The sequence below is a fragment of the Microbacterium soli genome (assembly GCF_039539005.1).
GTDB lineage: Bacteria > Actinomycetota > Actinomycetes > Actinomycetales > Microbacteriaceae > Microbacterium > Microbacterium soli.
The window spans coordinates 968925-993176 of the sequence record NZ_BAABCP010000001.1 but is presented as its reverse complement, the minus strand read 5'-3'; the positions used below and the strand labels follow the sequence as shown (position 1 = coordinate 993176).

The following is a 24252-nucleotide window of genomic DNA, read 5'->3' as shown; positions in this document are numbered from 1 at the left end:
TCCATGGCATCCAAATCCGAGCTGCTGCAGGCGCAGGCGTTCAACCGTCGACGGCTCCAGACGGCGTTCACCAGCGGCGCGCCCGGCGGGCGAGAGCTGCCGCCGGCCAAGCCCCTGCGGGGCGTCGTCGTCAGCGTCGCCCTCGGCATCCTCACCGTCATCGTCTCGCTGCTGATCGGGACGTTCACCGGCACTCTCCCGAAGGGCTGGGGTGACGGCTCGATCATCGTCGTGCAGGGCGAGGGGACCCGGTACGTCGCGCTGAACGACACGCTCCACCCGGTCAGGAACCTCGCCAGCGCGCGCCTGCTGGCCGGCACGACGGAGGTCATCTCCGTGCCGGCGGACAAGCTCGACGGCATCGCGCGCGACCCGGCCGAAATCGGCATCGACGGCGCGCCGGACAGTCTGCCCGCGCCCGACCGGCAGTACGACGGGGCGTGGCTCGGCTGCGTGTCCGCGGACGCTCCCCAGCGGATCTCCACCCGACTGCTGGACGACCCGAGCGGGTCGTCGCAGGAGCGGGCCGCACTCGTCGCGGACGAGGACGGCGCGTACTGGTTCCTCCAGGCTGATCGTCGCTACGCGGTGCCCACCGACAGCGTCGCGGTGGTCGCGAGCGTGTTCCTCGGCATCGACGACGTGCGCGCCGTGCCGACCGTGTCGGCGCTGTGGCTGAACCTCGTCGCGCCCGGCCCGCCGCTGGCCGTGGACCTCGGCAGCGAGCTGGGATCGGATGCCGGTGCCGCGGGCCTCGTCGTCGGCCAGGTCGTGCACACCCAGGCCGATGGAGAGACGGTGGCCGAGTACATCGTGGACGGTGGCGGACGCCTCGTGCCCGCGACGCCCTTCGCCCGCACCCTCCTGACCGCGTACGTCGGCGTCGATCCCGCGGAGCTGACGGTCGCCGAGGCCACGAACCTCCGTGATGCGAACTCCCGTGCCGTGCCGGAGGGCTGGCCCGAACAGGTGCCGGTCCCGGCGGAGAACCCCTCTGCCGCCTGCCTGCGGATGACACCCGGCTCGGACGACCCCGCGGTCTCGGTCGCCGACGTCCCCGAGGGTGCGGAGCCGGGCACCCGTGTGAAACCCGGCACGGGCGTCGCCGTCAGCGTGCGCGGCACGGGCGAGGGAGCCACCTACGGGTTCGTGTCGGAGGCGGGCGTGTTCTTCCCCGTCGAATCCGCCGCGGACCTCGAGCTGCTGGGCTACCGGACCGCGCAGGCGGTCGTCGTCCCGGGTGCCTGGGTGCAGCTGCTCGAGCAGGGGCCGACCCTGAGCCGGGAGATCGCGCAGAGGACGGCACCGGGACAGGGGGAGTGATGGGTCCGCGTGCTCTGCGGAGCGCGGCGGCGGCCGTCGGCCTCCTCGCGGCCCTGGCGGCGGGCGTCCCGCCGGCCGCGGCGGCGGGCGGAGTCCCGGCATCCGCGCCCTGGGTCGATGCCGAGCAGCAGTGCACCCCCGACCAGCGGCTGCTCGTCTCCTCGCCGAGCTACCTCATCGCGCGGCTGGGACTGGAGGAGGCGTGGTCGCTGAGCCGCGGCGCAGGCGTCACGGTCGCCGTCGTCGACTCCGGCGTCGACGGCGGGAACCCGCACCTGCAGGACGCCCTGGTGCCGGGGTTCACGAGCTTCGGCGACGGCTCCGCGAGAGCGGACGCCGACGTCGCCGCGCACGGGACCGCGGTGGCGGGTCTCATCGCAGCCCGGCGGGTGGAGGGATCGGGCGTGGTGGGGATCGCTCCGGAGGCGCGGATCATGCCCGTGCGCGCCTTCGAGAGCGCCCCGGGCTCCGGTGCGTCACGGGAGCTCGTGCAGCCGTCGGCGGAGGCGCTCGTCTCCGGCATCCGCTGGGCGGCGGACCACGGCGCGCAGATCATCAACGTCTCACTGTCGGACGAGGGATCCGCCACCGCGTACCGGGATGCCGTGGACCACGCCCGTGCCCGGGGCGCGCTCGTGGTCGCCAGCGCGGGAAACCGCCGCACGGCAGACGCCGACAGTCCCGACCCCGTGCGCTTCCTGCCCGGCGAGCTCCCCGGCGCGCTCGCCGTCGCCGCCGTCCTGGAGGACGGACGGTGGGACGCCGACTCGTCGTACCCCGGCGAGCACGTCGACATCGCGGCGCCCGGGCAGTCGATGCCGTCCGCCCACATCTCCGGAGGCGACTGCGTGTTCAACGTGGACTCCGCCTCCTCCAGCTATGCGACGGCCGTGGTCTCGGGTGCCGCTGCGCTCGTCGCCGCGCGCTTCCCCGACGAGTCCCCGGATCAGTGGGCGTTCCGGCTCACTCAGTCGGCCATGCGCGTCGCACCCGCGCAGCGCGGCGACACCGTCGGCTGGGGCGAGGTCAGGCCCGCGGCGGCCCTCGCTCTCATCGATGACGGGAGTCTGCCGGGCCCGCCGTCACCCGGGCACGACGCGCAGACGACCGAGGCTCCTGCCGCGCGCACGATCGACGTCGACCCCGCTGCTGATCCGCTGGCGCCCGCCCGCGCCATCATCGGCTGGGCGTTCGGCGCCGGGGCGACGATATCCGTCATCCTCCTGCTGCTGTCCCGGGGACGATCGCGGCGGAGCCATGACTGAGCGGCGCGCGGATGGGGAGTCCTCCCCCTGGGTGCCGTGCGGCCGTGACCGTAGGATCGTCTGCACGGTCCGAGACGGTTGGGAGCCCCTGTGAACCTGGAGATGACCGACGACGCGGTCGAGACGGAGGTCGAGCGGCTCGACCTCCGCGCCGGTGCTCTGGAGCGCCAGGCCGACCAGGCCGACCTGCACGCCGGTCGGGCGCGGGAGCAGATCGAGGACATCGCCCGCCGGCTCGACGAGCTCGAAGCCCTCTCCACCCGCAGCGTGCCGCCGACGGCCGGGGCGCGAGAGCGGATCGCGGAGCTCGAGGGATTGCGCGACGACGCCTTCGATGAGCTGACGGACGCCCAGGAGGACGCCGTCGAGCTGCGCGAGCGTGCCGCAGGCATGCGCGATCGGGCCGCCGGCCTGCAGCGCGGAGCCCCAGGATCGGGCGGGGCGGCATGACGGAATCGCGACGTCGGGACACGGGGGGAGAGACGGGCGGCGCCCTGCTGCTGGACTTCGCGGGCCGGCACGAGCGCATCCCCGCCGGTGAGAGCTTCGTGATCGGACGCGGTGCCGACCTGTCGATCGACGACAACCCCTACATGCACCGGCGCTTCCTCGAGATCGCCGCGCGCGGCGGGATGTGGTGGCTCCGCAACGTCGGGTCGGGTCTGACGGCGTCCGTCGCCTCGGCGGACGGGCTCGCGCAGACCTGGCTGGCCCCCGGTGCGGGCACGCCGCTGGTGTTCGCGGTGACGACGGTGATGTTCACCGCGGGCGATGTCACCTACGAGCTGAGACTGACGGCGGAGTCGCCGTTCTACCGGTCTTCGCACCCCTGGCGGTCCGAGGCCGATGCGGAGGGCGTCTCCGAGACGCTCTCGCCCGTGCAGCGCATCCTGCTGACCGCGCTCGCCGAGCCGCTGCTGCGCCGGGGCGGAGAGGGCGCGGTGCGGCTTCCCTCCCTGGCCGAGGTGGCGGTGCGGCTGGGCTGGTCGACGGAGAAGGTCGAGCGCCGGGTGGGTGTGCTGTGCGGCAAGTTCGCGAGACTCGGCATCCGTGGTGTGGAGCGCGATGCGCGCGGCGAGCTGCCGGCCTCGGCGTGCTCGCGCCTGGTCGAGCACGCCGTCGGGGCGCGCATCGTCGCCCCCGACGACCTGGACCTGCTGGACGCGTTCGTCGCGCAGGACGTCGAGGCGACGCGACGACCGACCGGCTGATATACACGGAGGGGCGTGTTCGACGTCCTGAGGGGTGCGCGGTCGCCGCGCGGAGGATGAGCACGATGAGGAGGGTCGGATGAGCACTCCGGCAGGATGGTACGACGACGGATCCGGCCGACAGCGGTGGTGGGATGGCGGGCAGTGGACCGCTCACATCGCGCCGTCGGACGGCGGCGCCCCGCAGGCCGCCGAGGCCGCCGCGGTCCCGGGGTCCCCCGCAGTCCCGGCATCCCCTGCGGTCGCGGGGTCCCCTGCGGTCGCGGGGTCCCCTGCGGTCGCGGGGTCCCCTGCGGTCGCGGCGACGGATGCCTGTCCGCGGCCGGTCCTCGGCGTCATCGCACTGGCGCTGGCCGTGCTGGGCACGATCCTGGCGTGCATCCCGACCCCCGTCACGTTCTGGGTCGGTGCCGCGGTGCTGCTGATCGCGTTCGTCGCGTCGCTCATCGCCCTCTTCCGCGGAGGGGCGCGCAGGTGGCCGTCCGTCGTCGGTCTCGCCCTGTCGATCGTGGGCGGCGCCGTCGGGACCGTCGTGATGCTGGTCGCCCTGATCCTCGGCGCTCCCGCCGGTCCTGCACCCGGCCTGCCGGTGCCGCCGCCTGCGGGGGCGGGCACCGAGCGACCCGCCGACGGGCCCGCGACGGACGAGAGCGCCACGAGGCCCTCTCCCGAGCAGATCGCGGAGGGCGCCCAGGCGCTCCTGCACGGAGACGGGATCACGGAATACGACGACAAGCCGGGATTCTTCCTGTGCATGGGGCAGTACCTCCACGACTCCGACCTGTCCGACGAGGCGCTCCAGGCGACCGCCGATGGGGTGGACGTCACCGGTCCGGAGCGCGCCGCGGCCGTCGACGTCGGCGCGGACGCCTTCGTCGCCTGCGATCCGCTTCCGTGATCCTCGCCGGAATCATGGGGATCCCTCCCCATGGAGGGCCCGACGGGAAGCGGGTTAGGATCGTCGCTGACAGATTCGCAGAAGGGGGTGCGTGATGGTCATCCGAGTGATTCCGCCGGGCGGCGGCTTCGGGATGAACGAGGACGCCGTCCTCCGTCAGATCACCCTCATCGACGAGGCGCAGGACACGGTGGACCGGTCACGGCTGACGATGCGCGAGCTGGGGCAGGGGCAGACGGCTCTGCTGTGGACGGCCGACGGGAAGTCCGTCGAGCTGGCGGCCGCGCTGAGGACCCGCTACGAGGCGGGCGAGCGGTGGCTCGACGCGATCGCGAAGGACCTCGCCACGGCCAGGGAGAACCTCCACACGGCCATCGAGGAGACGCGACTGCTGAACGACCAGCAGAAGGAGCACTACCACAACCTGCTGAACCGGACGGGGAGCACGACCTCCCCGCAGGGACCCGTCGCGGTCTGATCGGAGGACGACGTGGGACACAACGTGGAGCGCCTCGGCCGACTGGAGTCGAGCATGACGAGCTACCTGGCGGAGGCGGCCCGGCAGGGGCAGTCCCGGCAGCGCACGACGGTCACCCGCGCCGTCGCCGAGGCCGCCAACGGCGTCGAGAGCGCGGCGAACTCGGACGGCTTCGAGGGGAACCTCGGTGAGACGGTCAGGACCGGCCTCACGAAGATCCGCAGCGACCTGGAGCGGTTCACCGAGTACCAGGTGGAGGTCAACAAGGCGATCATCGCCGCCGACTCGGCGCTGCAGAGCACAGCAGGCGACATCGCCGGGCTGCCGCAGACGGGGCTGACCTCCGCCCAGCAGAGCACCATCGACCTGGCGATCAGGACGGAGAGCCCGGTGCAGGTGCGGCCGGGCACGACGATGACCCCCGCCCAGGCGAGGCAGTACTACCTCGACCAGGCGGAGGGCGAGCGTGAGGAGGCCGCCCGAAGGCTGACGGCGGCGCTGGACGCGCGGCTCCAGGAGATCATCGACGGGATGCCGACCTCGGACTACGACCCGCCCCGGAACGTGCCGGGTCCGGCGGCCGGCTCCGGACCCCTCGGACCGGGGGCGATGGGCGCTCCGGATCTCGGCATCACCGGCTACGGCATCGCGCCCGTGGGCGGCTTCGACGGCGGCGGCGGAGACTACGACGCCCCCCGCGTGGTGCGGGTCGATGGCCCGGACATCCCCGACGGGTCGCCGTACCCGCCCTCGGAGCAGTGGGAGCGCCCGCCGGGCGGATACGACGGGCCGCCGCGCGTCGACGGCGTCGCTGACGGCTGGGTCCCGGGCACGGGCCCGGGCGGCTCCGGGCTGCCCGCTCCGGGTTCGGGCATTCCCGGCGGTGCCGGAGGCGCGTCGCATGGCGGCGTGGGCGGAGTCGTCGGCGGAACGGCCGGCGGTGTCGGCGGCGCGGCACTGGCGGGTCGCCTGGGTCGCGTCGGCGGGCTGGGCGGACTCGGGGGACTCGGTGCGCTGGGTGCGCCCGGTGCGGCCGGTGCCGGAGCCCCCGGTGCCGGTGCGGTCGGCGCGCAGGCCGGTGCGGGGGCGGGTGCCGGAGCGGGGCGGACCGGCATGATCGCCGGCGGTGCCGCAGGAGGAGCGGGGGGCGCCGGCGAGGGCAGACGCAGACGTCGCCGCGGTCAGGACCTGCTGGCCTTCGAGGTCGATCCGGACGACGAGGATGCACTGCCCGACCTCGGGGCGGCGGGAGAGGCCGGCAGCTCGGCATCCGACGGGTACGAGGAACTCGGCTGGTGAGCACCGCGGGGCGGCGACCGCCCCGCGCAAGCCCGCTCAGCCGGCGACGATGCGGATGACGCAGTCGCCCAGCCGCAGCACCATGCCCGGCACGAGGCTGAAGCGCTGGTGCGGCGTCATGGGGCCCGAACGGCCGTCATCGGTGTGCAGCATCGACCCGTTCCCCGATCCCAGATCCTCGAACCACGCCTGACCGCCCGCGACGCCGAACCGGCCGTGCGTGCGCGACACGGAGCGGTCGCCGTCGGGGACCGTGACGAGCACGGCATCCGGCCGCTCTCCGTCGGGCAGGCTCGGGGCGCGGCCGATGTAGCCGATGCCGCGGATGCCGACCGTGGTGCCGTCCTGGAACTGCAGGGCGACGGTCGCCTGGTCCGTGGGAGCGATGGCCGCAGGCACCGCGCCCGTGGGCGCCGCGGCTGGCGGAGGCGTCGTCGGCGCGGACGCGGACGGCACGGCATCCGGGGTCGGCCGCTGCTCGCGCTCAGGGGGCTCCGCGCGCTCCACGACACGGCGGAACGCCAGCTCGGCGGCCCCGCCGAGCACGAGCACATCCCCGGGGACGAGGAAGTACGGGGTCTGCGAGGCGAGATCCGTGACCCCGCCGCCGAGATGACGCACGGAGGCGCCGTTGGCCGACCCGAGGTCCTGCACCCACAGGTCGCCGTCCTCGATGCCGAAGGCCGCGTGCGTGCGCGACAGCGATCGGGCGCCGTCCGGGACGCGCACGAGGATGGCGCCCTGCACGGATTCCGGGGCGCGCGGCGCCCGTCCGATGAAGCCCAGACCGGTGGCGCGGATGACCGTGCCGTCGGACAGCTCGAACACGGGCACGGTGCTCGCACCCGCCGGGATGAGCGCGGGAGCGGGGGAGGCCTGCGCGGGTGCCGCGGCGGGCGCGGTCGCCGCGGCACCCGCCGCCTGTGCGCCGGCGCCGAGGGCCGGCTGCATCGCGGGGTCCCGCTGTCCTCGGTCCAGCGGCGTGCTCGTGATGAGGTCGCCGCCGCTGACCCGCGCGTCCAGACTCGGCGCCCGCACGCCCGCGGACTGCGCCGCGCGCGTGCGGCGCACGTCGATCACCTGCGCCCCGGCGACGCCGTCCAGCGCGCCCGTCGCCGCCAGGACGGCGGGCAGCGCGACCGGCACGATGTGCGCGGCGCCCATCAGCAGACTCCGCAGCAGCAGACCGGGTGCGCCGACGGTCACCTCCGAGCCGCGCCGGACCGTGCGGATGCCGAGGGCGAGGCTCCCCGGGCTTCCCCCGGTGTGGCCCTCCCAGATCCAGCCGATCGCCCACAGCTCGATGACGGCCACCGCGAGCAGCAGCGGCGAGCCGCTGAGAACCCACACGGCGGCGGCGACCACGGCGACTGCGGCGATGTCGATCAGGTACGCGCCGATGCGCTGACCCGCGCTCGCCCGCACCGGCGACGCGGTGGGCGGGTTCGGCATCGTGCGGCGCGAGAGCGGCGGGGCGGCCGCGGGAGGCGGGGTCGGCGTCACGGGAGGACCTCCAGGATCTGTCCGGCCAGCCCCGAGCCGTACAGCAGCGCCGCGGGGGCGAGCGCCAGCATCAGCCCCTCCAGGATGTCACCGGTGCGCGACCAGCCCAGCGACCGCCAGCCGCCGGAGAGCGGGGCCGTCACGCATCCGATGACGATCCCCGCCGGCACGAGCACTATCGCCACCAGCAGCGCGGGCACCGCCAGGGCCAGCACGAGAGCCGTCGCGGCGAGCACGGACACGAGCGCACCGGTGCTCAGCGCGGCCGCGCGGGCCGACCCGTCGCGCAGTCGCCGCGAGGCCAGCAACAGGTAGCACCCCACCCCCAGCGTGCCGCCGATCACGCACCACGACGCGACCGAGCCGCCGGGGAAGGACACCAGGGCGTACAGGCTCGACAGCAGCGCCAGCGCGCAGGCCATCACGATGCCGGCGGTGGAGCGCTGTCGCGCCGCCCGGTACTGCGCGGCGGCGAGATCGCGCCGCACGGGCGCGGGCTCCGCCGGCGGCCTGGCGCGGATGCCCGGGGCGTCACGGATCACGAAGGGGATGTCGAGGAGGTCGTCGGCGTCGACGTCCAGCGCGCTGCCGCGCATGTAGTGGAACAGGGGCGCCGCCGCGGCGATCTGCACGGCGGCGATCGTCGCCGCCGTGATCTCGAACAGGAAGGCCGCGGCGTCGACCGTCGCCACGACCGACCAGATGGCCGCGATCACCGCCGTGCTCCCGGACTCCGTGCGCCCGCTCGCGCGGGTGCGGGCGTGACGCGCGCAGGCCGCCGTCGCCCCGGCGATCGTGCCTGCCGCGATCATGGCCCCCGCGTCGCCGAAGGACGCGACCGCGAGCGCTCCGCCCGCGGCGGCCAGCCCGGGAGCGACGAAGGCGACGTGGCCGCTGCTCTCGCGCACGGGCTGGGCGAGCAGGAGCAGCGCGCCCGCCAGCAGGACGGCGACCGAGACGGAGATCGTCACCGGGCCGGGGGCGATGATCGTGCCGGCGAGGATGGCCGACGCGACGGTCAGCAACAGGGCCAGCAGCGTCCAGCGCTCACGGGCCGGCAGACCGGGCGCAGCCCGACCCGCGGCTCTCGCCGCACCCCCGTCGGGTGCTGCCGCCGTGCGGTCGAAGAGCCAGATCACGCCGCCGTCGCCGGGCACCGCCGACACCTCGTCGGCGAGATCCAGGGCGGCGCCGGAGGCGGTCGTGCCCACATAGCGGCTCAGGTCCACGCCGCCGACGGCGAAGAGGTCGGCGACCGTGGAATCAGCCGGGACGACGAGATCGTGCCGGCTGTGCGCGTCGGCGACGGTGAGGCGAATCGTCTTCGCTGACATCCCCCGCCCCTCGACGCTCCTGCGTGCGACACCGGCTCATCTCGGCATCCTGACACAATAGTAGGCGACTCGAGGAGGGCCAGTCGTGAGCACCACCAGCAGCACCCGTGCGCCGAAACCCCCGGCCGGCGGCCAACTCACCCTGCAGCAGGCGCCCGAGCTCCCCAAGCCCGAAGGGGCCTCGAACACCCTCATGATGGCGCTGCCCATGGTCGGCAGCCTCGGCGCCGTCGCCGTGCTCTCGCTCACGCAGGGCGGCGACGCCACCCGGACCTACATCATGGGCGGGATGTTCCTGTTCATGGCCCTGTCCATGGTCGGCGGGCAGATGTGGCGGCAGAAGTCGCAGCACTCCACCAACGTCGAGAACACCCGCCGCGAGTACCTCGCCTACCTCGCCGAGACCCGCGAGGCCGTCCGCGAGGTGGCCGCCAGGCAGCGCCGCTACGAGGAGTGGATGCTGCCCGCCCCGGAGACCCTGCCGTTCATCGTGGAGGAGGGCTCCCGGGTGTGGGAGCACGTCGCGGGGGGTCAGGGGTTCCTCGTCACGCGGATCGGCACGGCGACGCAGCCGCTCGCGCTCACCCTCGACGAGGCGCCCATCCCCGCCCTCGCACAGCTCGACCCGGTCAGCGCCTCCGCCGCCCACCGCTTCGTGCTCACGCACGATCAGGTGCCCGATCTGCCGTTCGCCCTGGACCTGGCCGCCTGCTCCCGACTCGAGATCGTCGGCGACACGGTGCGCGGGCGGGGCCTGGCCCGCGCGGTCATCGCGCATCTGGCGACCTTCGTCGCTCCGGAGGATCTGCAGATCGCCGTCGTCGCCTCCGGGGCGGACCTGCCGTACTGGGAATGGGTGAAGTGGCTGCCGCACGCCCAGTCCGACAGCAGGACGGATGCCGTGGGCGGTGCGCGCCGGATCGGATCGACGTGGGACGAGATCGAGCCGCTGGTCGCCGACATCCGCGCACGAGGCGTCGCGGGCGGCAGCAGCAGCACCCTCCCGCATCTCGTGGTGGTCACCGACGGCGCCGAGCTGCCTCCCGGGCATCCCCTCGCCGAGGAGGGCGGGGTGGACGGCGTGACCGTCATCGACATCGCCCGCCAGTGGTCCGAGCTGACCGACCCCTTCCGCATCCGGCTGATCATCGAGGAGGGCGAGCAGCCGCAGCTCACCGTCGCGCGTCACGGGCACGGCACCATCCAGGCATCCCCCGACTTCCTCGGCATCGCATCGGCGGAGGCCGTGGCACGGCGCCTGACGGGGCTCGCCGACAGCGGGCCCGACGAGGACGCCGCCGCGGGCGGCGCGCGCGCGATCTCCGCCGAGCTCACCGATCTGCTGGGACTGCCCGATGTGCGCGACTTCGACCCGGAGGTGGCCTGGAAGCCCCGCTCCGCCCGCGACCGGCTGCGCGTGCCGATCGGTCTCACCGCCGCCGGACAGCCCATGATCCTCGACATCAAAGAATCCGCGCAGCAGGGCATGGGGCCGCACGGCATGCTCATCGGCGCCACCGGGTCCGGCAAGTCCGAAGTGCTGCGCACCCTCGTGCTCTCGCTGGCCATGACGCACTCCTCCGAGGCGCTCAACTTCGTGCTCATCGACTTCAAGGGCGGTGCGACGTTCGCGGGCATGGCCGACATGCCGCACGTCTCCGCGGTCATCACCAACCTCGGCGACGACCTCACGCTCGTCGACCGCATGCAGGACGCCATCCAGGGTGAGATGACGCGGCGCCAGGAGCTGCTGCGCGATGCGGGGAACTTCGCCAACGTCACCGACTACGAGGCGGCGCGCCGCGGCGGTCGCACCGACCTCGAGCCGCTGCCGGCGCTGCTCATCGTCGCCGACGAGTTCTCCGAGCTGCTGGCGGCCAAACCCGACTTCACGGAGCTGTTCGTCGCGATCGGACGCCTGGGCCGCTCGCTGCAGGTGCACCTGCTGCTGTCGACGCAGCGCCTGGAGGAGGGCAAGCTGCGCGGGCTGGAGTCCCACCTGTCCTATCGGATCGGGCTCAAGACGTTCTCCGGGGCCGACTCCCGCGCCGTCATCGGCGTCCCCGACGCGTTCACCCTCCCCGGCGGCGGCGGCCACGGCATCCTGAAGTCGGATGCCGAGACCCTCACCCAGTTCCGCGCCGCCTACGTCTCGGCCCCGCCGAAGACCCAGCGCCGCCGTCACGCCGCCACCGAGGCGGAGGGCTCCGCCGCTCCCGCCCGCACCATCGAGGCACGCGCGTTCACCGCCGCACCGGTGATCGTGCAGGAGGACGCTCCGGAGCCGGAAGCCGCCCCGGATGCGTCGCGCGATGCGCCCGAGAAGCGCGTGACCTTCGACATCGCCGTCTCGCTCATGAAGGGGCGCAGCATACCCGCGCACCGGGTGTGGCTGCCGCCGCTGGACGTGCCGCCCACCTTCGACGAGCTGCTGGGCGACCTCGTGGAGGATCCGCAGCTGGGTCTGATCTCGCCGCGCTGGCGGCAGGCCGGCCCGCTCACCATCCCGCTGGGCATCGTGGACCGCCCGCTCGAGCAGCGCCGCGACAGCCTCGTCATGAGCCTGGTGGGCGCCGGCGGTCATCTCGCTATCGTGGGAGGAGCCCGCAGCGGCAAGAGCACGCTCGCACGCAGCGTGCTCACCGGCATCGCCCTCACGCACACACCCCGCGAGGTGCAGTTCTACGTCATGGACTTCGGCGGCGGCACGTTCGTGCCGTTCGCGAAGATGGCGCATGTCGCGGGTGTCGCCGGCCGCAACCAGCCGGACGTGCTGCGGCGCATGTTCCAGGAGGTCGCCGGCATCGTCAACGCCCGGGAGCGGTACTTCACCGCCAACGGGATCGACTCCATCGAGACGTACCGACGCCTGCGCGCCCAGGGCGCGGCCGACGACGGCTATGGCGACGTGTTCCTCATCATCGACGGGTGGCCGACGATCCGCGCCGAGTTCGACGAGATGGAGTTCGAGATCCAGTCGCTGGCCGGGCGCGCGCTGACCTACGGCGTGCATCTGGTGATCACCACCACCCGGTGGATGGACTTCCGCACCGCCATCCGCGACACCTTCGGCTCGAAGCTGGAGCTCCGGCTCGGCGACACGAGCGATTCCGAGATCGACCGCAGGATCGCCGCCAACGTGCCGCAGGGGCGCCCCGGGCGGGGCCTCTCGCCGTCCAAGCATCACATGCTCACGGCGCTGCCGCGCATCGACGGGTCCGGGGACCCGGGGATGCTCAGCGAGGGGGTGGAGGATCTCATCACCCGTGTCAACGCGGCCTGGAAGGGCCCGCAGGGGCCGAAGCTGCGGCTGCTGCCGGAGCTGCTCGAGCTGTCGGAGCTGCAGCGTCGCGCCGAGGGCACCCGACAGCAGAACCAGGTGCTGCTGGGCGTGGACGAGGCCGAACTGGCTCCGACGACCTTCGACACGCGTCGCAACCCGCACGTGTACCTGTTCGGCGACAGTCAGTCGGGCAAGTCCAGCTTCCTGCGCGGGTTCGCGCGGGAGGTCATGCGCACGAAGACGCCCAAGGAGGCGCAGTTCTTCCTCGTCGATTACCGGCGCGCGCTGCTGTCGGAACTGCCCGACGAATACCTCGCCGGGTACTACACCACCGCGCAGCAGGCGACGGAGGAGCTGTCCGAGCTCGCCGAGTACCTGCGCGGGCGCCTGCCCGGCATCGATGTGACGCCCCAGCAGCTGCGCGACCGTTCGTGGTGGTCGGGCGCCGAGGTGTTCGTGCTCGTCGACGACTACGACCTCGTCAACACGCAATCCGGGAATCCGATCTCCGCCCTGCAGCCGCTTCTCGCGCAGGCCACCGACGTCGGGCTGCACCTGACTCTGGCGCGGCGCACGGGCGGCGCCTCCCGGGCCACCTTCGAGCCCGTCATGCAGACGCTGCGCGATCTCGCCGCCCCCGGCATCCTGCTGTCGGGCAGCCCCGACGAGGGCGCGCTGATCGGCAACGTCAAGGCGTCCCTGGCCGTGCCGGGCCGGGCCAAGGTCATCACGCGCGAGCACGGCCTGCAGATCATGCAGCTCGCCTACGCGCCCCCGTCGCCGCTGTGAGTGCGGCGGTGGAGCGGAGGCGCGGACGTGGGCAGTGCTACCCATGGGCGCCATCGGGAACGGACCGTAGAGTGTTACCTGTCGCCGGGCATCGGCGTCACGGCCCACAGGGCTGAAGCATCAGGGGCGGACAAGCCCTCAGGACCAGGAGGTGACCGTGAGCGGAGAAGTCTCTGCAGCGGATGGAGCCCTGCAGCGTGGCGCCAACATCGTCAACCAGTCGAAGACGCAGATCATCGCGGAGCTGAACGCGATTCAGGGCAAGCTGTCCGACATCGGTGCGTCGTGGCAGGGCACGGGGGCTGCCGCGTTCCAGCAGACGTTCCAGGCGTGGCAGGAGAAGTCGCGTCGCATCACGAACTCGCTCGACCAGTTCGAGCAGAACCTGCTCGAGTCGCAGACGACGTACAGCCAGGCCGACGACGCGTCGGCTCAGGCGCAGAACAAGTTCATGGGCCGTCTCGGCTGAGACCGGAGGGAAGCAGATCATGGCTGAGGGCAACAACGGCTACAAGATGAACTTCGGTGCCGTCGACACCGCGGGCGGCGACCTCGTCCGCAGTGCGGCCGGCATCGAGAACAAGCTCGACGAGATGGAGCGGGACCTCAAGCCGCTCCAGGCGAACTGGACCGGCTCGGCCTCCGAGGCGTACCTTCGGGCGAAGGCCTCGTGGACCGCGGCGCTGAGCGAGATGAAGGTGCTGCTCGGCGACATCGGCCGCCAGGTCACGCAGGACTCGATGGACGCGCGCTCCACCGAGGCTCGCAACGAGAGTCGGTGGTGACTCCTCGACGCTGACGCGATCGATGCATGCGACCGGCTGTCGCCCCACGGGCGGCAGCCGGTTCGTCGTCTCCGGCACCGACGGGGCGGGCGTGGCGGTTCGGGCGTCAGCGGTCAGCGGCCTGCGTCGGCGAGATGCCGAGCATGGTGGCTGAGCACCTTGACCATGATGCCGCGCCGTCGCAGCTCCGCGACCGTGCGGGTCTCCTCGTCGATGTCACGACCCAGCGCGTGCACGTTGGCGACGACCAGCACGTCGCCGCGCCGCAGCGTGTCGATGAGGCGCGCGAGCCGGTCCGCCCAGCTCTCCAGGATCTCCGGCGCCGGATGGCGGAAGCCCTCGATGGGCACACCGAAGCGCGTGAGGTCCTCGCGCTGCTGCGTGACCGAGGGCATCCCCTCGCGGGCGACGACCAGGCCCACCAGCCGCGCGCCCTCGGGACGGGCCGACCACCAGGCGTGGTCGTCGTTGGCCAGGCACTTCGGGCACGACGCCGCCGCGTGCGGAAGATGCAGCGGGCTCGTGACGGGCTCACCCCCCTGCGCATCTGTGGCGTTCCTCGCGTCGTTCATCCTTCGCCCACCTCCGGCTCCCATTGTGCCCGAGTCCGCGGTTCCCCGCCGGGTGCTCTCACAGCACGCCCAGCCTCCGCACCGCGTCCCGCTCCTCGGCGAGCTCCGCGATGGAGGCGCTCATGCGGGCCCGTGCCGGGGCATCCGGTTCCCATCCCTCCACGATCCGCCAGTCCCCGTCGATCGCGCGCACGGGGAACGACGAGACCAGCCCCTCGGGCACTCCGTACTCGCCGTGCGAGACCACGCCCGCGCTCGTCCAGCCGTCCGGGCCGTGCCGCCGGTCGGTGCCGCCCGTCCAGTCCCGGACGTGGTCGATGGTCGCGTTCGCCGCCGACGCGACCGACGAGGATCCGCGCACGTCGATGATCTCCGCTCCGCGTCGGGCCACGCGCGGGATGAACGTCCCCTCCAGCCAGGCGCGCACATCCCCCACGCGCTGCGCGAGCCGCTCGGCGACCGGCTCGCCGTCGACGCTCGCCCGCGAGATGTCCGGGAACTGGGTGGCGGAGTGGTTGCCCCAGATCGTGACGCCGCGGATGCTCGCGACGGGCGCGTCCAGGGCGAGGGCGAGTTGGGCGCGCGCACGGTTCTCGTCCAGGCGGGTCAGCGCGCTGAACCGCTCGGCGGGGACGCCGTCGGCGGCGGATGCGGCGATGAGGGCGTTCGTGTTCGCCGGGTTCCCCACGACCGTCACCCGCACGTCGGAGGCCGCGTGCGCGGCGATGGCCGAGCCCTGCGGCCCGAAGATCCCCGCGTTGGCCGCCAGCAGGTCGCCGCGCTCCATCCCCGGGCCGCGCGGGCGGGCGCCCACCAGCAGGGCGAGGTTCGCACCGTCGAATCCGACGGCGGGATCGTCGGTCACCTCCACGTGCTCGAGCAGCTCGAAGGCGCCGTCCTGCAGTTCCAGGGCCGCGCCCTCGGCGGCCCGCAGACCCTGCGGGATCTCCAGCAGCCTCAGCCGCACGGGTTCGTCCGGACCGAGCATGTCACCCGCCGCGATGCGGAACAGCAGCGCGTATCCGATCTGACCGCCGGCACCTGTGAGGGTTATCGTCGTCGCCATCCGTCGAGCCTACGTCCGTGCGCGGGGTACGGGCAGGGTACCTTTTCCCCATGACCTTCAATCCCGACGCCGACATCTCGGGCAACACCACCCGCCGCCGAGGACGGGGAGCGGCCATCGCCGCCGGCGGCGGGGTGGGGGTGATCGGCATCCTCGCCCTCATCCTCGGACCGATGCTGGGCGTCGACCTGTCGGGTCTCGTCGGCGGGATGACCGGCGGCGGGGCGGGCGGGCAGTCGGCCGTCACCGGCGAGAACACCCTCAGCGAGTGCGCCACCGGTCAGGACGCGAACGTGAACGACGACTGCCGGATGGCCGGCGCCCAGGTCATGCTCGACGATTACTGGTCCCGGCACGTCGACGGCTACGTCGCACCCACCATGACCGTCGTCGAGGGGCAGACCCCCACGCAGTGCGGCACGGCGTCCAACGCCGTCGGGCCGTTCTACTGCCCGCCCGAGCAGGGCGTGTACATCGACCCGGACTTCTTCCAGCTCATGCGGCAGCAGTTCGGAGCCTCGGCGGGCGAGCTCGCACAGCTGTACATCGTCGGGCACGAGTGGGGGCACCACATCCAGAACATCACCGGAGTGATGCAGGACCATCCCGGCAACGGAACCGGCCCGGAGAGCGACGGCGTGCGCATCGAGCTGCAGGCCGACTGCTACGCGGGAGCCTGGCTGAAGGACGCGGCCGACTCCCGGGATCCGAACGGCAACCCGTACCTGCAGCCGCCGACCGAGGAGCAGTTGGCGGATGCGGTCGACGCCGCCTACACGGTCGGCGACGACCACATCCAGGCGCAGTCCGGATTCGTCAATCCGGAGAGCTTCACGCACGGCACGAGCGAGCAGCGGCAGTACTGGTTCGCCAACGGCTACCAGAACGGACTCGGCGTGTGCGACACGTTCGCGCCTGGGGTGCGACTGTAGGCCGCGCGCGAGGACGCACGGCGCTCCGATTCCGGGTTACCGTGGGAGGGCCCGATCAACGGGCACTCGGGGGAGTTGATCATGGAACCGGACGGACTGCATCCGCCTGTCGAGCCGTACGAGACGGGCGATCTGCTCGTCGGCGACGGCAACCGCATCCACTGGGAGCAGAGCGGGAATCCCGGCGGGAAGCCCGTCGTCTTCCTGCACGGCGGCCCGGGCGGCGGCACCTCGCCGTGGCAGCGCCGGTTCTTCGACCCCGAGGTCTACCGCATCGTGCTGTTCGACCAGCGCGGCTGCGGTCTGAGTACTCCGCACGCGGGGCAGCCGGATGCCGATCTGCGCTTCAACACGACCTGGCACCTCGTCGCCGACATCGAGCTGCTCCGCAAGAACCTCGGCATCCATCAGTGGCAGGTCTTCGGCGGGTCCTGGGGCAGCGCCCTCGCGCTGGCGTACGCGCAGTCGCATCCGGACGCCGTGTCCGGACTGGTGCTGCGGGGGATCTTCACTCTGCGCCGGCACGAGCTGGAGTGGTTCTACGAGGGCGGCGCCGCGGCGCTGTTCCCTGATGCCTGGGAGGACTTCGCGGCCGTCATCCCGCCGGTCGAGCGCGGCCGGATGATCGAGGCCTACCATCGGCGCCTGTTCGATCCGGACCCCGCCGTGCATGTTCCCGCCGCCGTCGCGTGGTCGAGGTGGGAGGCGGCGACGGTCACGCTGCGACCGGATCCGCAGCATGTCGCGGAGGCGACGGACACGGTGCATGCGACGGCCTTCGCCCGCATCGAGAACCACTACTTCCTCAACGGCGGCTGGTTCCAGGAGGGCCAGCTGATCGACAATGTCGGCGTCATCCGGGACATCCCCGCCGTGATCGTGCAGGGACGGCACGACGTGTGCACGCCGATGATGACCGCGTGGGATCTGCACACGGCGTGGCCGGAGGCCGAGCTGGTGATCGTCGACGACGCCGGGCACTCCGCCGCCGAGCCGGGCATCGCCGCGGCCCTCCGTGCCGCCACGGACCGCTTCGCCCGCACCTGAGGCGCCGGCGCGGGGCACGCCCGGCTTCGTGGGCCCCCTGCCCGGCATCCGGATGCCGGGCACGTGACGCCGGGTGCGATCAGGCGCGCAGCGCCTGGAGCAGGGTCCGCACGAGGCCCGGCACGCCGCCGTGGGCACGGAAGCGCGTGAGGCCCTCGCTGACCCGCGCGCCCGTGCGCGCGGTGACGAACCACGGCGGGGTGGGCAGGATCGTGCGCCGGGACAGGCCCAGCGATCCGGGCCGGCGGATGCCGTCGGAGACCCATCGCGGGAACGGGCGGAACGGTCCGCGCACCACGGAGCGCTCCACGTCGTCGAGCAGCAGGGCGTTGTGGACCACGCCGATGCCGCTGCCGACGTCCTCGATCGTGCTGCCCGGGAAGGCGCCCCAGGTCAGTGTCGGGATGATGAACCCGAACGCCGTCCAGGCGTTGATCGCGATGGATCCGTAGCGCAGCTGGGCGATCGCGCGCTCGAACCCGCTGCCCAGTGATCGCTCGGTCAGCGGGTCGACGAGGACATTGGCGCCCAGCGCGCCCTGCAGCCGTTCGTTCGCGTGTGCGACGGCGGTGTCGAGGAACGCCTGCCCTGTGCCGGGCAGCTCCACCACACCCAGCACCGGGGCGAAGTACTCCGTGCTCTGCAGAGCCGAGGCGTCCTGCCCCTCCTCGATCTCCACGAGGAGCCGGTCGCCCAGCTGCAGGGCGTCCGGATAGTCGTCCTCCGCGCGCTGCATGCGCGCCGAGGAGCCCGGGTACCAGATGGGGCGCTCGGGGGCGGACGCGTAGGCGTGCCGCAGGGCGATGCGGAACTGCTCGGCCTGCGGCCAGTCCTGCGAGATGAGCACGACCTGGCCCGCGATGCAGTTGTGACCGCAGTTCTGCAGACGCATGGTCGCGATGTGCTCGGCCTGGAAGGCGATGTCGGCGTCGGTCCACTCGCCGGGCACGACGATGATCGGCGACACCCCGCCCAGCTCGGCCGTGATGGGCTTCTTCAGCAGCGGCCTGTTCTCGCGTCGCCGGCGACGGGCCGCCGCGCCCTGGCCCCACACGATGGCGTCGAACGTGGCCGCCGACCCGGTGATGTGCACGTGCACGAGGTCGCGGCGCGCGGTCAGGTGCGCGCCGACGGCCGGACCGCCGCGCACGATGCGCAGCAGGCCGGGTTCGATGAGCGGGGCCAGCGCGCGCTCGAACACCGGCACGAGGGCGTCCTGGGTGGGGTTGACCTTCAGCAGTGCGACGCGATTGTGGGCGAGCAGCTCGTACAGCACGTCGAGCACGGGGATCGCGGTGATGTTGCCCGCCCCCAGTACGAGTCCCACGCCGCCGGACGCCGTGGGAGTCAGCTGCGCGAGCCCCGCGGCCGTGCGCGCCGTGCGGGGCGTGACGCCCGGCTTCAGCCAGACCTCCCCGCTGAACCCGGAGAGCAGGAACGCGTCGATGCCGCTGAGGGGGAACGCGCGCACCCTCGTGCGCCCGCCCGGGGCCCGTGCGATGTCGACGCCGTCCAGGGCGCTGCGGCCGTCGGCGAGCTTCGTGAGCGTGTCGACGTACGCGTCGATGGCCCCGAGCACGGAGTACGGGCCGCTCAGCCATTCCTCACCGCGCAGCGGATGGCCGGCGGGGAGCTGCTTCGAGTCGGCGGCGGCGTTCGCCCAGTCGGCGGCGGCCGCGGCGACGCTCGTGCGCAGGGCGCGCAGCAGGGTCGCCCGCTGCGCCACGGTGAGCCCGGTCCACGTGCGCGAGCCCTGCTGCAGGACGGCGATGTCGACGTCCAGCGCCTCCTGTTCGGCCGCATCGAGCGGGGGGAGGGCGGATGCCGACCCTCGGCGTGCGCGCCCTCCGGACGCCGGGGGAGCGGTCGCTTCCTGAGTCATCGTCGTCTCCTTCCCATACGGGACACACCCGCGAGGGCTCCTCAGATGAGGGAGAGTTCGCGCAGCTTGGCCTCGACGTCGGCGTTGCTCGGCTCCACGTGGTGGCTCGCGTCGGGGTACACGACCACGGGGATGTTCGTGCGGCCCGAGATGTCCTTGGCCACGTCGGCCGCGGCGGGCTCGGCGACGAGATCGATGTACGTGTACGCGACGCCCAGCTCGTCGAGCTGCTTCTTGGTGCGACGGCAGTCGCCGCACCAGTCGGCGCCGAACATCGTGATGGTGTCGGATGCAGGAGTGGTCATGCCTCCAGCGTAAGCCGCCGTGAGCGGCCACGGGCCGCCGCCCCTCCGCCGGCGGGCCGCCGCGGCCGGAGAGAAATCGATGACACGGCGCAGAGGGAAAGATGCGACGATGGATGCCGCCTCGCATCATCAGGCCGGAGGGGAGCAGATGAGCGCTTCGGTCACCGTGATCATCCCGACGTTCGACGAGCGCGACAACGTCGCCGAACTCGTCGAACGCGCGGCAGCGGCGCTGGGCGGTGTGGACGGCGAGCTCCTCTTCATCGACGACAGCTCCGACGACACGGCCGCCGAGATCGAGCGGGTGTCGGCATCCGCTCCGCTCCCGGTCCGCGTGATCCACCGGCAGCGCAACACGGGCGGCCTGGGCGGCGCGGTCGTGCTGGGGCTGTCCGAGGCGCGGCACGACGTGTGCATCGTCATGGACGGTGACCTGCAGCATCCGCCGGAGTTGATCCCGGCGATGCTGGAGCGCTGGGCGCGAGGGGATGCGGACATCGTGGCGGCCTCGCGCTACATCGGCGGGGGCGACTCGGCGGGGCTCGGCACCGCCCTGCGCCTGGCCGTGTCCCGGGCCGCCACAGCCGTCACCAAGGCGATGTTCCTGCGCAGGCTGTGGCGCAGCACCGACCCGATGACGGGGTTCTTCCTCGTCGACCGCGCGCGCATCGACCTGGACGAGCTGCGTCCGCAGGGCTTCAAGATCCTGCTGGAGATCCTCGTGCGCGGCGGTGAGCACCGCGAGCTGCGCATCGCCGAGGTCCCGCTCGCCTTCGACGAGCGCCGGGCGGGGGCCTCCAAGGCGAGCCTGCGGCAGGGGGCGCTGTTCCTCGCCCATCTGGCGCGCCTGCGGTTCGGCAAGATGGGGCTGTTCGCGCTCATCGGCGGCGTGGGCGCGCTCGCCAACATCGGCATCATGTGGGTGCTCGTGCACCTGGGCATGGACTACGTCCTCGCAGCCGTGATCGGCGCCGGAGCGACGATCATCGGCAATTTCGTGCTGCAGGAGCTGTTCGTCTTCCGCGAGGAGCGCAAGGACGCCCCGCGGCTGTGGGTGCGACTGTCGGCATCCGTCACCTTCAACGGCATCGAGGCGGCGCTGCGCATCCCCGTGATGGCGCTCATGGTCGAGACCTGGCACATCTCGGCGGTGCTGGCGACGGCGATCTCGCTCGTGGTGGCGTTCTTCGCGCGGTTCCTCTTCCACGCGCTCGTCGTGTACGCCCCGCGGCGGCGCCGGCGCACGGATGCGACCGATGCCGCAGCCGTGACGGACGCCGAGAGCGCGGCGGATGCCGAGGGGGAGCCGCCCGCCGACACGGCGGCGCTGCGGGTGATCCGCGCCATCGATGCGGAGGCGATGCGCCCCGGCGAGCTGTGACCGGTGCGCTACTCTGCTGAGGTGAACGGGGATGCGCGCGGGGCGCGGTTCAGGCTGGAGCGGATGCTGCCGAGAGACCCCGATGAGCCGCATCGCACCGCGAGCTCCCTGGAACTGTTCTTCGACCTGGTGTTCGTCGTCGCGGTGAGCATCGCCTCCGCGCAGCTTCACGAGCAGCTCCGCGACGGGAACGTGCAGGGCGGGATCGTCACGTACCTGATGGTCTTCTTCGCCATCTGGTGGGCGTGGATGAACTTCAGCTGGTTCGCCACCTCGTTCGACACCGACGACTGGCTGTACCGCGTCGTCACGATCGTGCAGATGAGCGGCGTGCTGGTGCTGGCCGCCGGCATCGGGCCCGTGTACGAGTCCGGTGATCTGCGCCTGCTCGTGGTCGCCTATGTCGTGATGCGGGTGGCGATGATCGCGCAGTGGCTGCGTGCGGCGGCGTCCGGTCGGGTGCACCGCCGCACGGCCCTCACGTACGCGGTGGGCATCGCATCCGTGCAGGTGCTGTGGGCGCTGTTCCTGCTGGTGCCCGTGGGCGGCCTGCGCCTGGTGGGCTTCGCGGCGCTCGTCGTCGTGGAGCTGGCTGTGCCGGTGATCGCCGAGCGGCAGGCGCTGACGCCCTGGCATCCGCATCACATCACCGAGCGCTACTCGGCGTTCACCCTCATCGTGCTGGGCGAGACGGTGCTGGCATCCGCGGGCGCGGTGATCAGCGCCCTCGACGTCGTGGAGACGCTCCTGCCGCTCATCGGGATCGCAGCCCTCACGCTGGTGTCCGCCGCATCGATGTGGTGGATCTACTTCTGGCCGCCGCACCACCGGGCGATCGGGTCGCTGGCCCAGTCGCTGCGCTACGGCTACGTGCACTACTTCGTGCTGGCCGCCGCCGCGGCGTTCTCCGTCGGCATCGAGCTGCAGATCGATGTGCTCACGGGCGCGACCCGGGCCTCCGACCGCGACGCGTCCTTCGCGGTGGCGATCCCCATCGCGGTGTTCCTGATGGGGATCTGGTGGGTGGCGATCCGGATCTGCGCGGATCGGGTGGTGAACGTCGTCGTGCCGCTGGCGGCGATCGTCGTGCTCGTCGACGCGCTGCTGCTGCCGTCGTCGGTGCTGGTCACCTGTGCGACACTCGTCGCGGTGGTCGTCGTGCTCGTGATGCGCGACCCGGTCGCCCGAACCGTGCGATCTTAGGCGTGTGGCGCGGGTCGGCGCGCACATCGGGCACCGGGGTGCGATGCACGCCCGCACCGCACCCCGGCTCCGCGCAGGGTGCGCCGGGACCGACCCGACGCACCCGTCCCGGTCACGCGGTGACCGGAGCCTCCTCCTGCGGGGTCTTCGCGTCGAGCTCGGCCTCCAGCTCGCGCACGATCGGCAGCACCTCGAGCCCGAAGCGCTCGAGCTCCTCCTGGAAGTGCAGGAATCCCAGCAGGAACAGGTCGACGCCGCGCTTCTTGTACTCGATGATGCGCTCGGCGATCTGCTGCGCGTCGCCGAACAGGCGGGTGCGGAAGCCGTCGTTGTACTGCACGAGATCGTCGAAGGTGGAGTCGGCCCACATGCCCTTCTTGTCGGCGGTGGCGTTGCCGGCCTCCTGGACCGAGGCGCGGAAGCCCTCGACCGCGTCGTCGTCGGCGTGCGCGATGATCTCGCGCAGCTGCTCCTCGGACTCGGCGAGCGAGTCGCGCTGGATCACGAAGCCGTTCAGCGCGAAGCGCGTGCGGCGGCCGTGCTCGGCGGCGATCCGGGAGACCTCGTCGTACTGCTCGGTGAAGCCGTCGAAGTCCTTGCCGTTGGAGAAGTACCAGTCGGCGTGCGCGCCGCCGTTGAACCGCGCGGCGGTCGAGTTCCCGCCCTGGAAGATCTCCGGGTGCGGCCTGCCCTCCACCTGAGCGGGGAAGGGACGGAGGGTGAACTCGTTGATGTCGTAGTACTTGCCGTGGAAGGAGAACTTCTCCTGGGTCCACAGGCCGCGCAGGACCTGGATGAACTCCGCGGAGCGCACATAGCGCTCATCATGCTCGGGCCACTCCAGCCCGAGGTCGACGAACTCGTCCTTGAACCATCCCGACACGACGTTCACGGCCGCCCGGCCGTGGGAGAACTGGTCGGCGGAGTTGATGAACTTTGCCAGCACGGCCGGATGCCAGGCGCCCGGGTGGATGGCGGCGATGACGTTGAGCTTCTCCGTCGCCAGCAGCAGGGCGAGGCTGATGCTCGTGGACTCGTGCTGCTGGGCGGCGCCGTAGCTGGACGCGTAACGGACCTGGCTGAGCGCGTACTCGAACCCGACGCGCTCGGCCGTCCTGGCGAGCTCGATGTTGTAGTCGAGGTCCCAGGAGGTGCGCTGCGGCAGGTTGCTGATGACGAGCCCGCCGCTGACATTGGGGACCCAGTAGGCGAATTTGAGGGGGTTGCGGATCTTCGAGAGGTCGGTCATGTCGTTCCTCAGTGACGGTGTTCGGATGCGGTCTTGAAGGCGAGGCGGCCGTGCGCGTATGCGCCGCCCGCACGGATCGCCGAGGACACCCAGGCGACCTCCGCGAGCTCCGCGTCGGTGGCACCGGCGGCGATGGCCTTCTGCGTGTGCGCGTCGATGCAGTACACGCACTGGGTGGTGGTGCTCACGGCGACGGCGATCAGCTCGCGGTACTTCAGCGGGATCTCCCGCCCCTCCGCGGCGAACACCGCGTTGTTGAAGTCCGCGAACGCGTTCAGGATGTCGGGGGTCTCCGCTTTGTAGACGGAGGTGAAGGACGCATCCTTCTCCTTGTCGTAGAAGTGGCTCATATCGGCATCCCTTCGTCTTCGGTCGTGCGGGCCGCAGGAGGCCCTCTCCGAAGCTAGGGGGCGAAGGGGTGCTCGTGCGCCGGAGACGTAACGGTTG

General features: G+C 72.3%; 22 protein-coding genes. 14 read left to right on the top strand and 8 right to left on the bottom strand.

Features of this window, described 5'->3' with window-relative positions:
- The first annotated feature begins 3 nt into the window (after nucleotides 1-3).
- From eccB to ABD770_RS04585, 7 genes are all read left to right on the top strand, one after another.
- The gene (gene eccB, locus ABD770_RS04615) at nucleotides 4-1323 is read left to right on the top strand and encodes a type VII secretion protein EccB (RefSeq protein WP_344818334.1); all 1320 of its coding nucleotides are present in this window, start codon (nucleotides 4-6) and stop codon (nucleotides 1321-1323) included.
- Nucleotides 1323-2588 carry a S8 family serine peptidase gene (locus ABD770_RS04610; protein ID WP_344818333.1) on the top strand — a complete coding sequence of 422 codons (1266 nt, stop codon included), beginning with the start codon at nucleotides 1323-1325 and terminating at the stop codon, nucleotides 2586-2588. The genes eccB and ABD770_RS04610 overlap by 1 nt, the downstream gene beginning before the upstream one ends.
- Nucleotides 2589-2678: 90 nt before the next feature.
- Nucleotides 2679-3038, top strand: a complete 360-nt coding sequence (locus ABD770_RS04605) for a hypothetical protein (RefSeq protein ID WP_344818332.1) — start codon at nucleotides 2679-2681, stop codon at nucleotides 3036-3038.
- Nucleotides 3035-3799 (top strand): hypothetical protein, encoded by a 765-nt coding sequence (locus ABD770_RS04600; protein WP_344818331.1) that lies wholly within the window; start codon nucleotides 3035-3037, stop codon nucleotides 3797-3799. The genes ABD770_RS04605 and ABD770_RS04600 overlap by 4 nt, the downstream gene beginning before the upstream one ends.
- Nucleotides 3800-3878: 79 nt before the next feature.
- Nucleotides 3879-4697, top strand: a complete 819-nt coding sequence (locus ABD770_RS04595) for a DUF2510 domain-containing protein (RefSeq protein WP_344818330.1) — start codon at nucleotides 3879-3881, stop codon at nucleotides 4695-4697.
- Nucleotides 4698-4791: 94 nt separating this feature from the next.
- Nucleotides 4792-5175 (top strand): hypothetical protein, encoded by a 384-nt coding sequence (locus tag ABD770_RS04590; protein ID WP_344818329.1) that lies wholly within the window; start codon nucleotides 4792-4794, stop codon nucleotides 5173-5175.
- Between the two features lie 12 nt (nucleotides 5176-5187).
- On the top strand, nucleotides 5188-6474 hold the full coding sequence (locus ABD770_RS04585; protein WP_344818328.1) for a hypothetical protein: 1287 nt from the start codon (nucleotides 5188-5190) through the stop codon (nucleotides 6472-6474).
- Between the two features lie 36 nt (nucleotides 6475-6510).
- Here the strand turns inward: ABD770_RS04585 and ABD770_RS04580 are convergent, their stop codons facing one another.
- The gene (locus tag ABD770_RS04580) at nucleotides 6511-7977 is read right to left on the bottom strand and encodes an FHA domain-containing protein (RefSeq protein ID WP_344818327.1); all 1467 of its coding nucleotides are present in this window, start codon (nucleotides 7975-7977) and stop codon (nucleotides 6511-6513) included.
- Nucleotides 7974-9311 (bottom strand): hypothetical protein, encoded by a 1338-nt coding sequence (locus ABD770_RS04575; protein ID WP_344818326.1) that lies wholly within the window; start codon nucleotides 9309-9311, stop codon nucleotides 7974-7976. The genes ABD770_RS04580 and ABD770_RS04575 overlap by 4 nt, the downstream gene beginning before the upstream one ends.
- 85 nt (nucleotides 9312-9396) lie before the next feature.
- On the opposite strand from ABD770_RS04575, the gene eccCa reads away from it, so the two are divergent.
- From eccCa to ABD770_RS04560, 3 genes are all read left to right on the top strand, one after another.
- On the top strand, nucleotides 9397-13383 hold the full coding sequence (eccCa, locus tag ABD770_RS04570) for a type VII secretion protein EccCa (RefSeq protein WP_344818325.1): 3987 nt from the start codon (nucleotides 9397-9399) through the stop codon (nucleotides 13381-13383).
- A 157-nt stretch (nucleotides 13384-13540) separates the two neighbouring features.
- Nucleotides 13541-13852, top strand: coding sequence for a WXG100 family type VII secretion target (locus tag ABD770_RS04565; protein ID WP_344818324.1), 312 nt, complete (start codon nucleotides 13541-13543; stop codon nucleotides 13850-13852).
- A 19-nt stretch (nucleotides 13853-13871) separates the two neighbouring features.
- Nucleotides 13872-14168 carry a WXG100 family type VII secretion target gene (locus ABD770_RS04560; protein ID WP_344818323.1) on the top strand — a complete coding sequence of 99 codons (297 nt, stop codon included), beginning with the start codon at nucleotides 13872-13874 and terminating at the stop codon, nucleotides 14166-14168.
- A gap of 113 nt (nucleotides 14169-14281) precedes the next feature.
- Here ABD770_RS04560 and ABD770_RS04555 read toward each other — a convergent pair whose 3' ends face one another.
- Nucleotides 14282-14740 carry a recombinase family protein gene (locus ABD770_RS04555; RefSeq protein WP_344818322.1) on the bottom strand — a complete coding sequence of 153 codons (459 nt, stop codon included), beginning with the start codon at nucleotides 14738-14740 and terminating at the stop codon, nucleotides 14282-14284.
- Nucleotides 14741-14798: 58 nt separating this feature from the next.
- Nucleotides 14799-15806: a malate dehydrogenase gene (locus tag ABD770_RS04550; RefSeq protein WP_344818321.1), complete on the bottom strand. Its 1008-nt coding sequence runs from the start codon at nucleotides 15804-15806 to the stop codon at nucleotides 14799-14801.
- A gap of 50 nt (nucleotides 15807-15856) precedes the next feature.
- Here ABD770_RS04550 and ypfJ point away from each other — a divergent pair, with 50 nt between their 5' ends.
- Both ypfJ and pip read left to right on the top strand, forming a co-directional pair.
- A complete protein-coding gene (gene ypfJ, locus ABD770_RS04545; RefSeq protein WP_344818320.1) occupies nucleotides 15857-16738 on the top strand; it encodes a KPN_02809 family neutral zinc metallopeptidase in 882 nt (293 codons plus the stop codon).
- Nucleotides 16739-16819: 81 nt separating this feature from the next.
- Nucleotides 16820-17785: a prolyl aminopeptidase gene (gene pip, locus ABD770_RS04540; RefSeq protein ID WP_344818318.1), complete on the top strand. Its 966-nt coding sequence runs from the start codon at nucleotides 16820-16822 to the stop codon at nucleotides 17783-17785.
- Nucleotides 17786-17864: 79 nt separating this feature from the next.
- Here pip and ABD770_RS04535 read toward each other — a convergent pair whose 3' ends face one another.
- Nucleotides 17865-19667, bottom strand: a complete 1803-nt coding sequence (locus ABD770_RS04535; RefSeq protein WP_344818317.1) for an aldehyde dehydrogenase family protein — start codon at nucleotides 19665-19667, stop codon at nucleotides 17865-17867.
- 41 nt (nucleotides 19668-19708) lie between these two features.
- Nucleotides 19709-19972 carry a glutaredoxin domain-containing protein gene (locus ABD770_RS04530; RefSeq protein ID WP_344818316.1) on the bottom strand — a complete coding sequence of 88 codons (264 nt, stop codon included), beginning with the start codon at nucleotides 19970-19972 and terminating at the stop codon, nucleotides 19709-19711.
- Between the two features lie 148 nt (nucleotides 19973-20120).
- Between ABD770_RS04530 and ABD770_RS04525 the strand changes: the two genes are divergently transcribed.
- On the top strand, nucleotides 20121-21353 hold the full coding sequence (locus ABD770_RS04525; protein ID WP_344818315.1) for a glycosyltransferase: 1233 nt from the start codon (nucleotides 20121-20123) through the stop codon (nucleotides 21351-21353).
- 21 nt (nucleotides 21354-21374) lie between these two features.
- Nucleotides 21375-22556 carry a low temperature requirement protein A gene (locus ABD770_RS04520; RefSeq protein ID WP_344818314.1) on the top strand — a complete coding sequence of 394 codons (1182 nt, stop codon included), beginning with the start codon at nucleotides 21375-21377 and terminating at the stop codon, nucleotides 22554-22556.
- A gap of 112 nt (nucleotides 22557-22668) precedes the next feature.
- Here ABD770_RS04520 and sfnG read toward each other — a convergent pair whose 3' ends face one another.
- Both sfnG and ABD770_RS04510 read right to left on the bottom strand, forming a co-directional pair.
- Nucleotides 22669-23805 carry a dimethylsulfone monooxygenase SfnG gene (sfnG, locus tag ABD770_RS04515; RefSeq protein ID WP_344818313.1) on the bottom strand — a complete coding sequence of 379 codons (1137 nt, stop codon included), beginning with the start codon at nucleotides 23803-23805 and terminating at the stop codon, nucleotides 22669-22671.
- A gap of 8 nt (nucleotides 23806-23813) precedes the next feature.
- Nucleotides 23814-24155: a carboxymuconolactone decarboxylase family protein gene (locus tag ABD770_RS04510; protein WP_344818312.1), complete on the bottom strand. Its 342-nt coding sequence runs from the start codon at nucleotides 24153-24155 to the stop codon at nucleotides 23814-23816.
- Nucleotides 24156-24252: the final 97 nt, after the last annotated feature.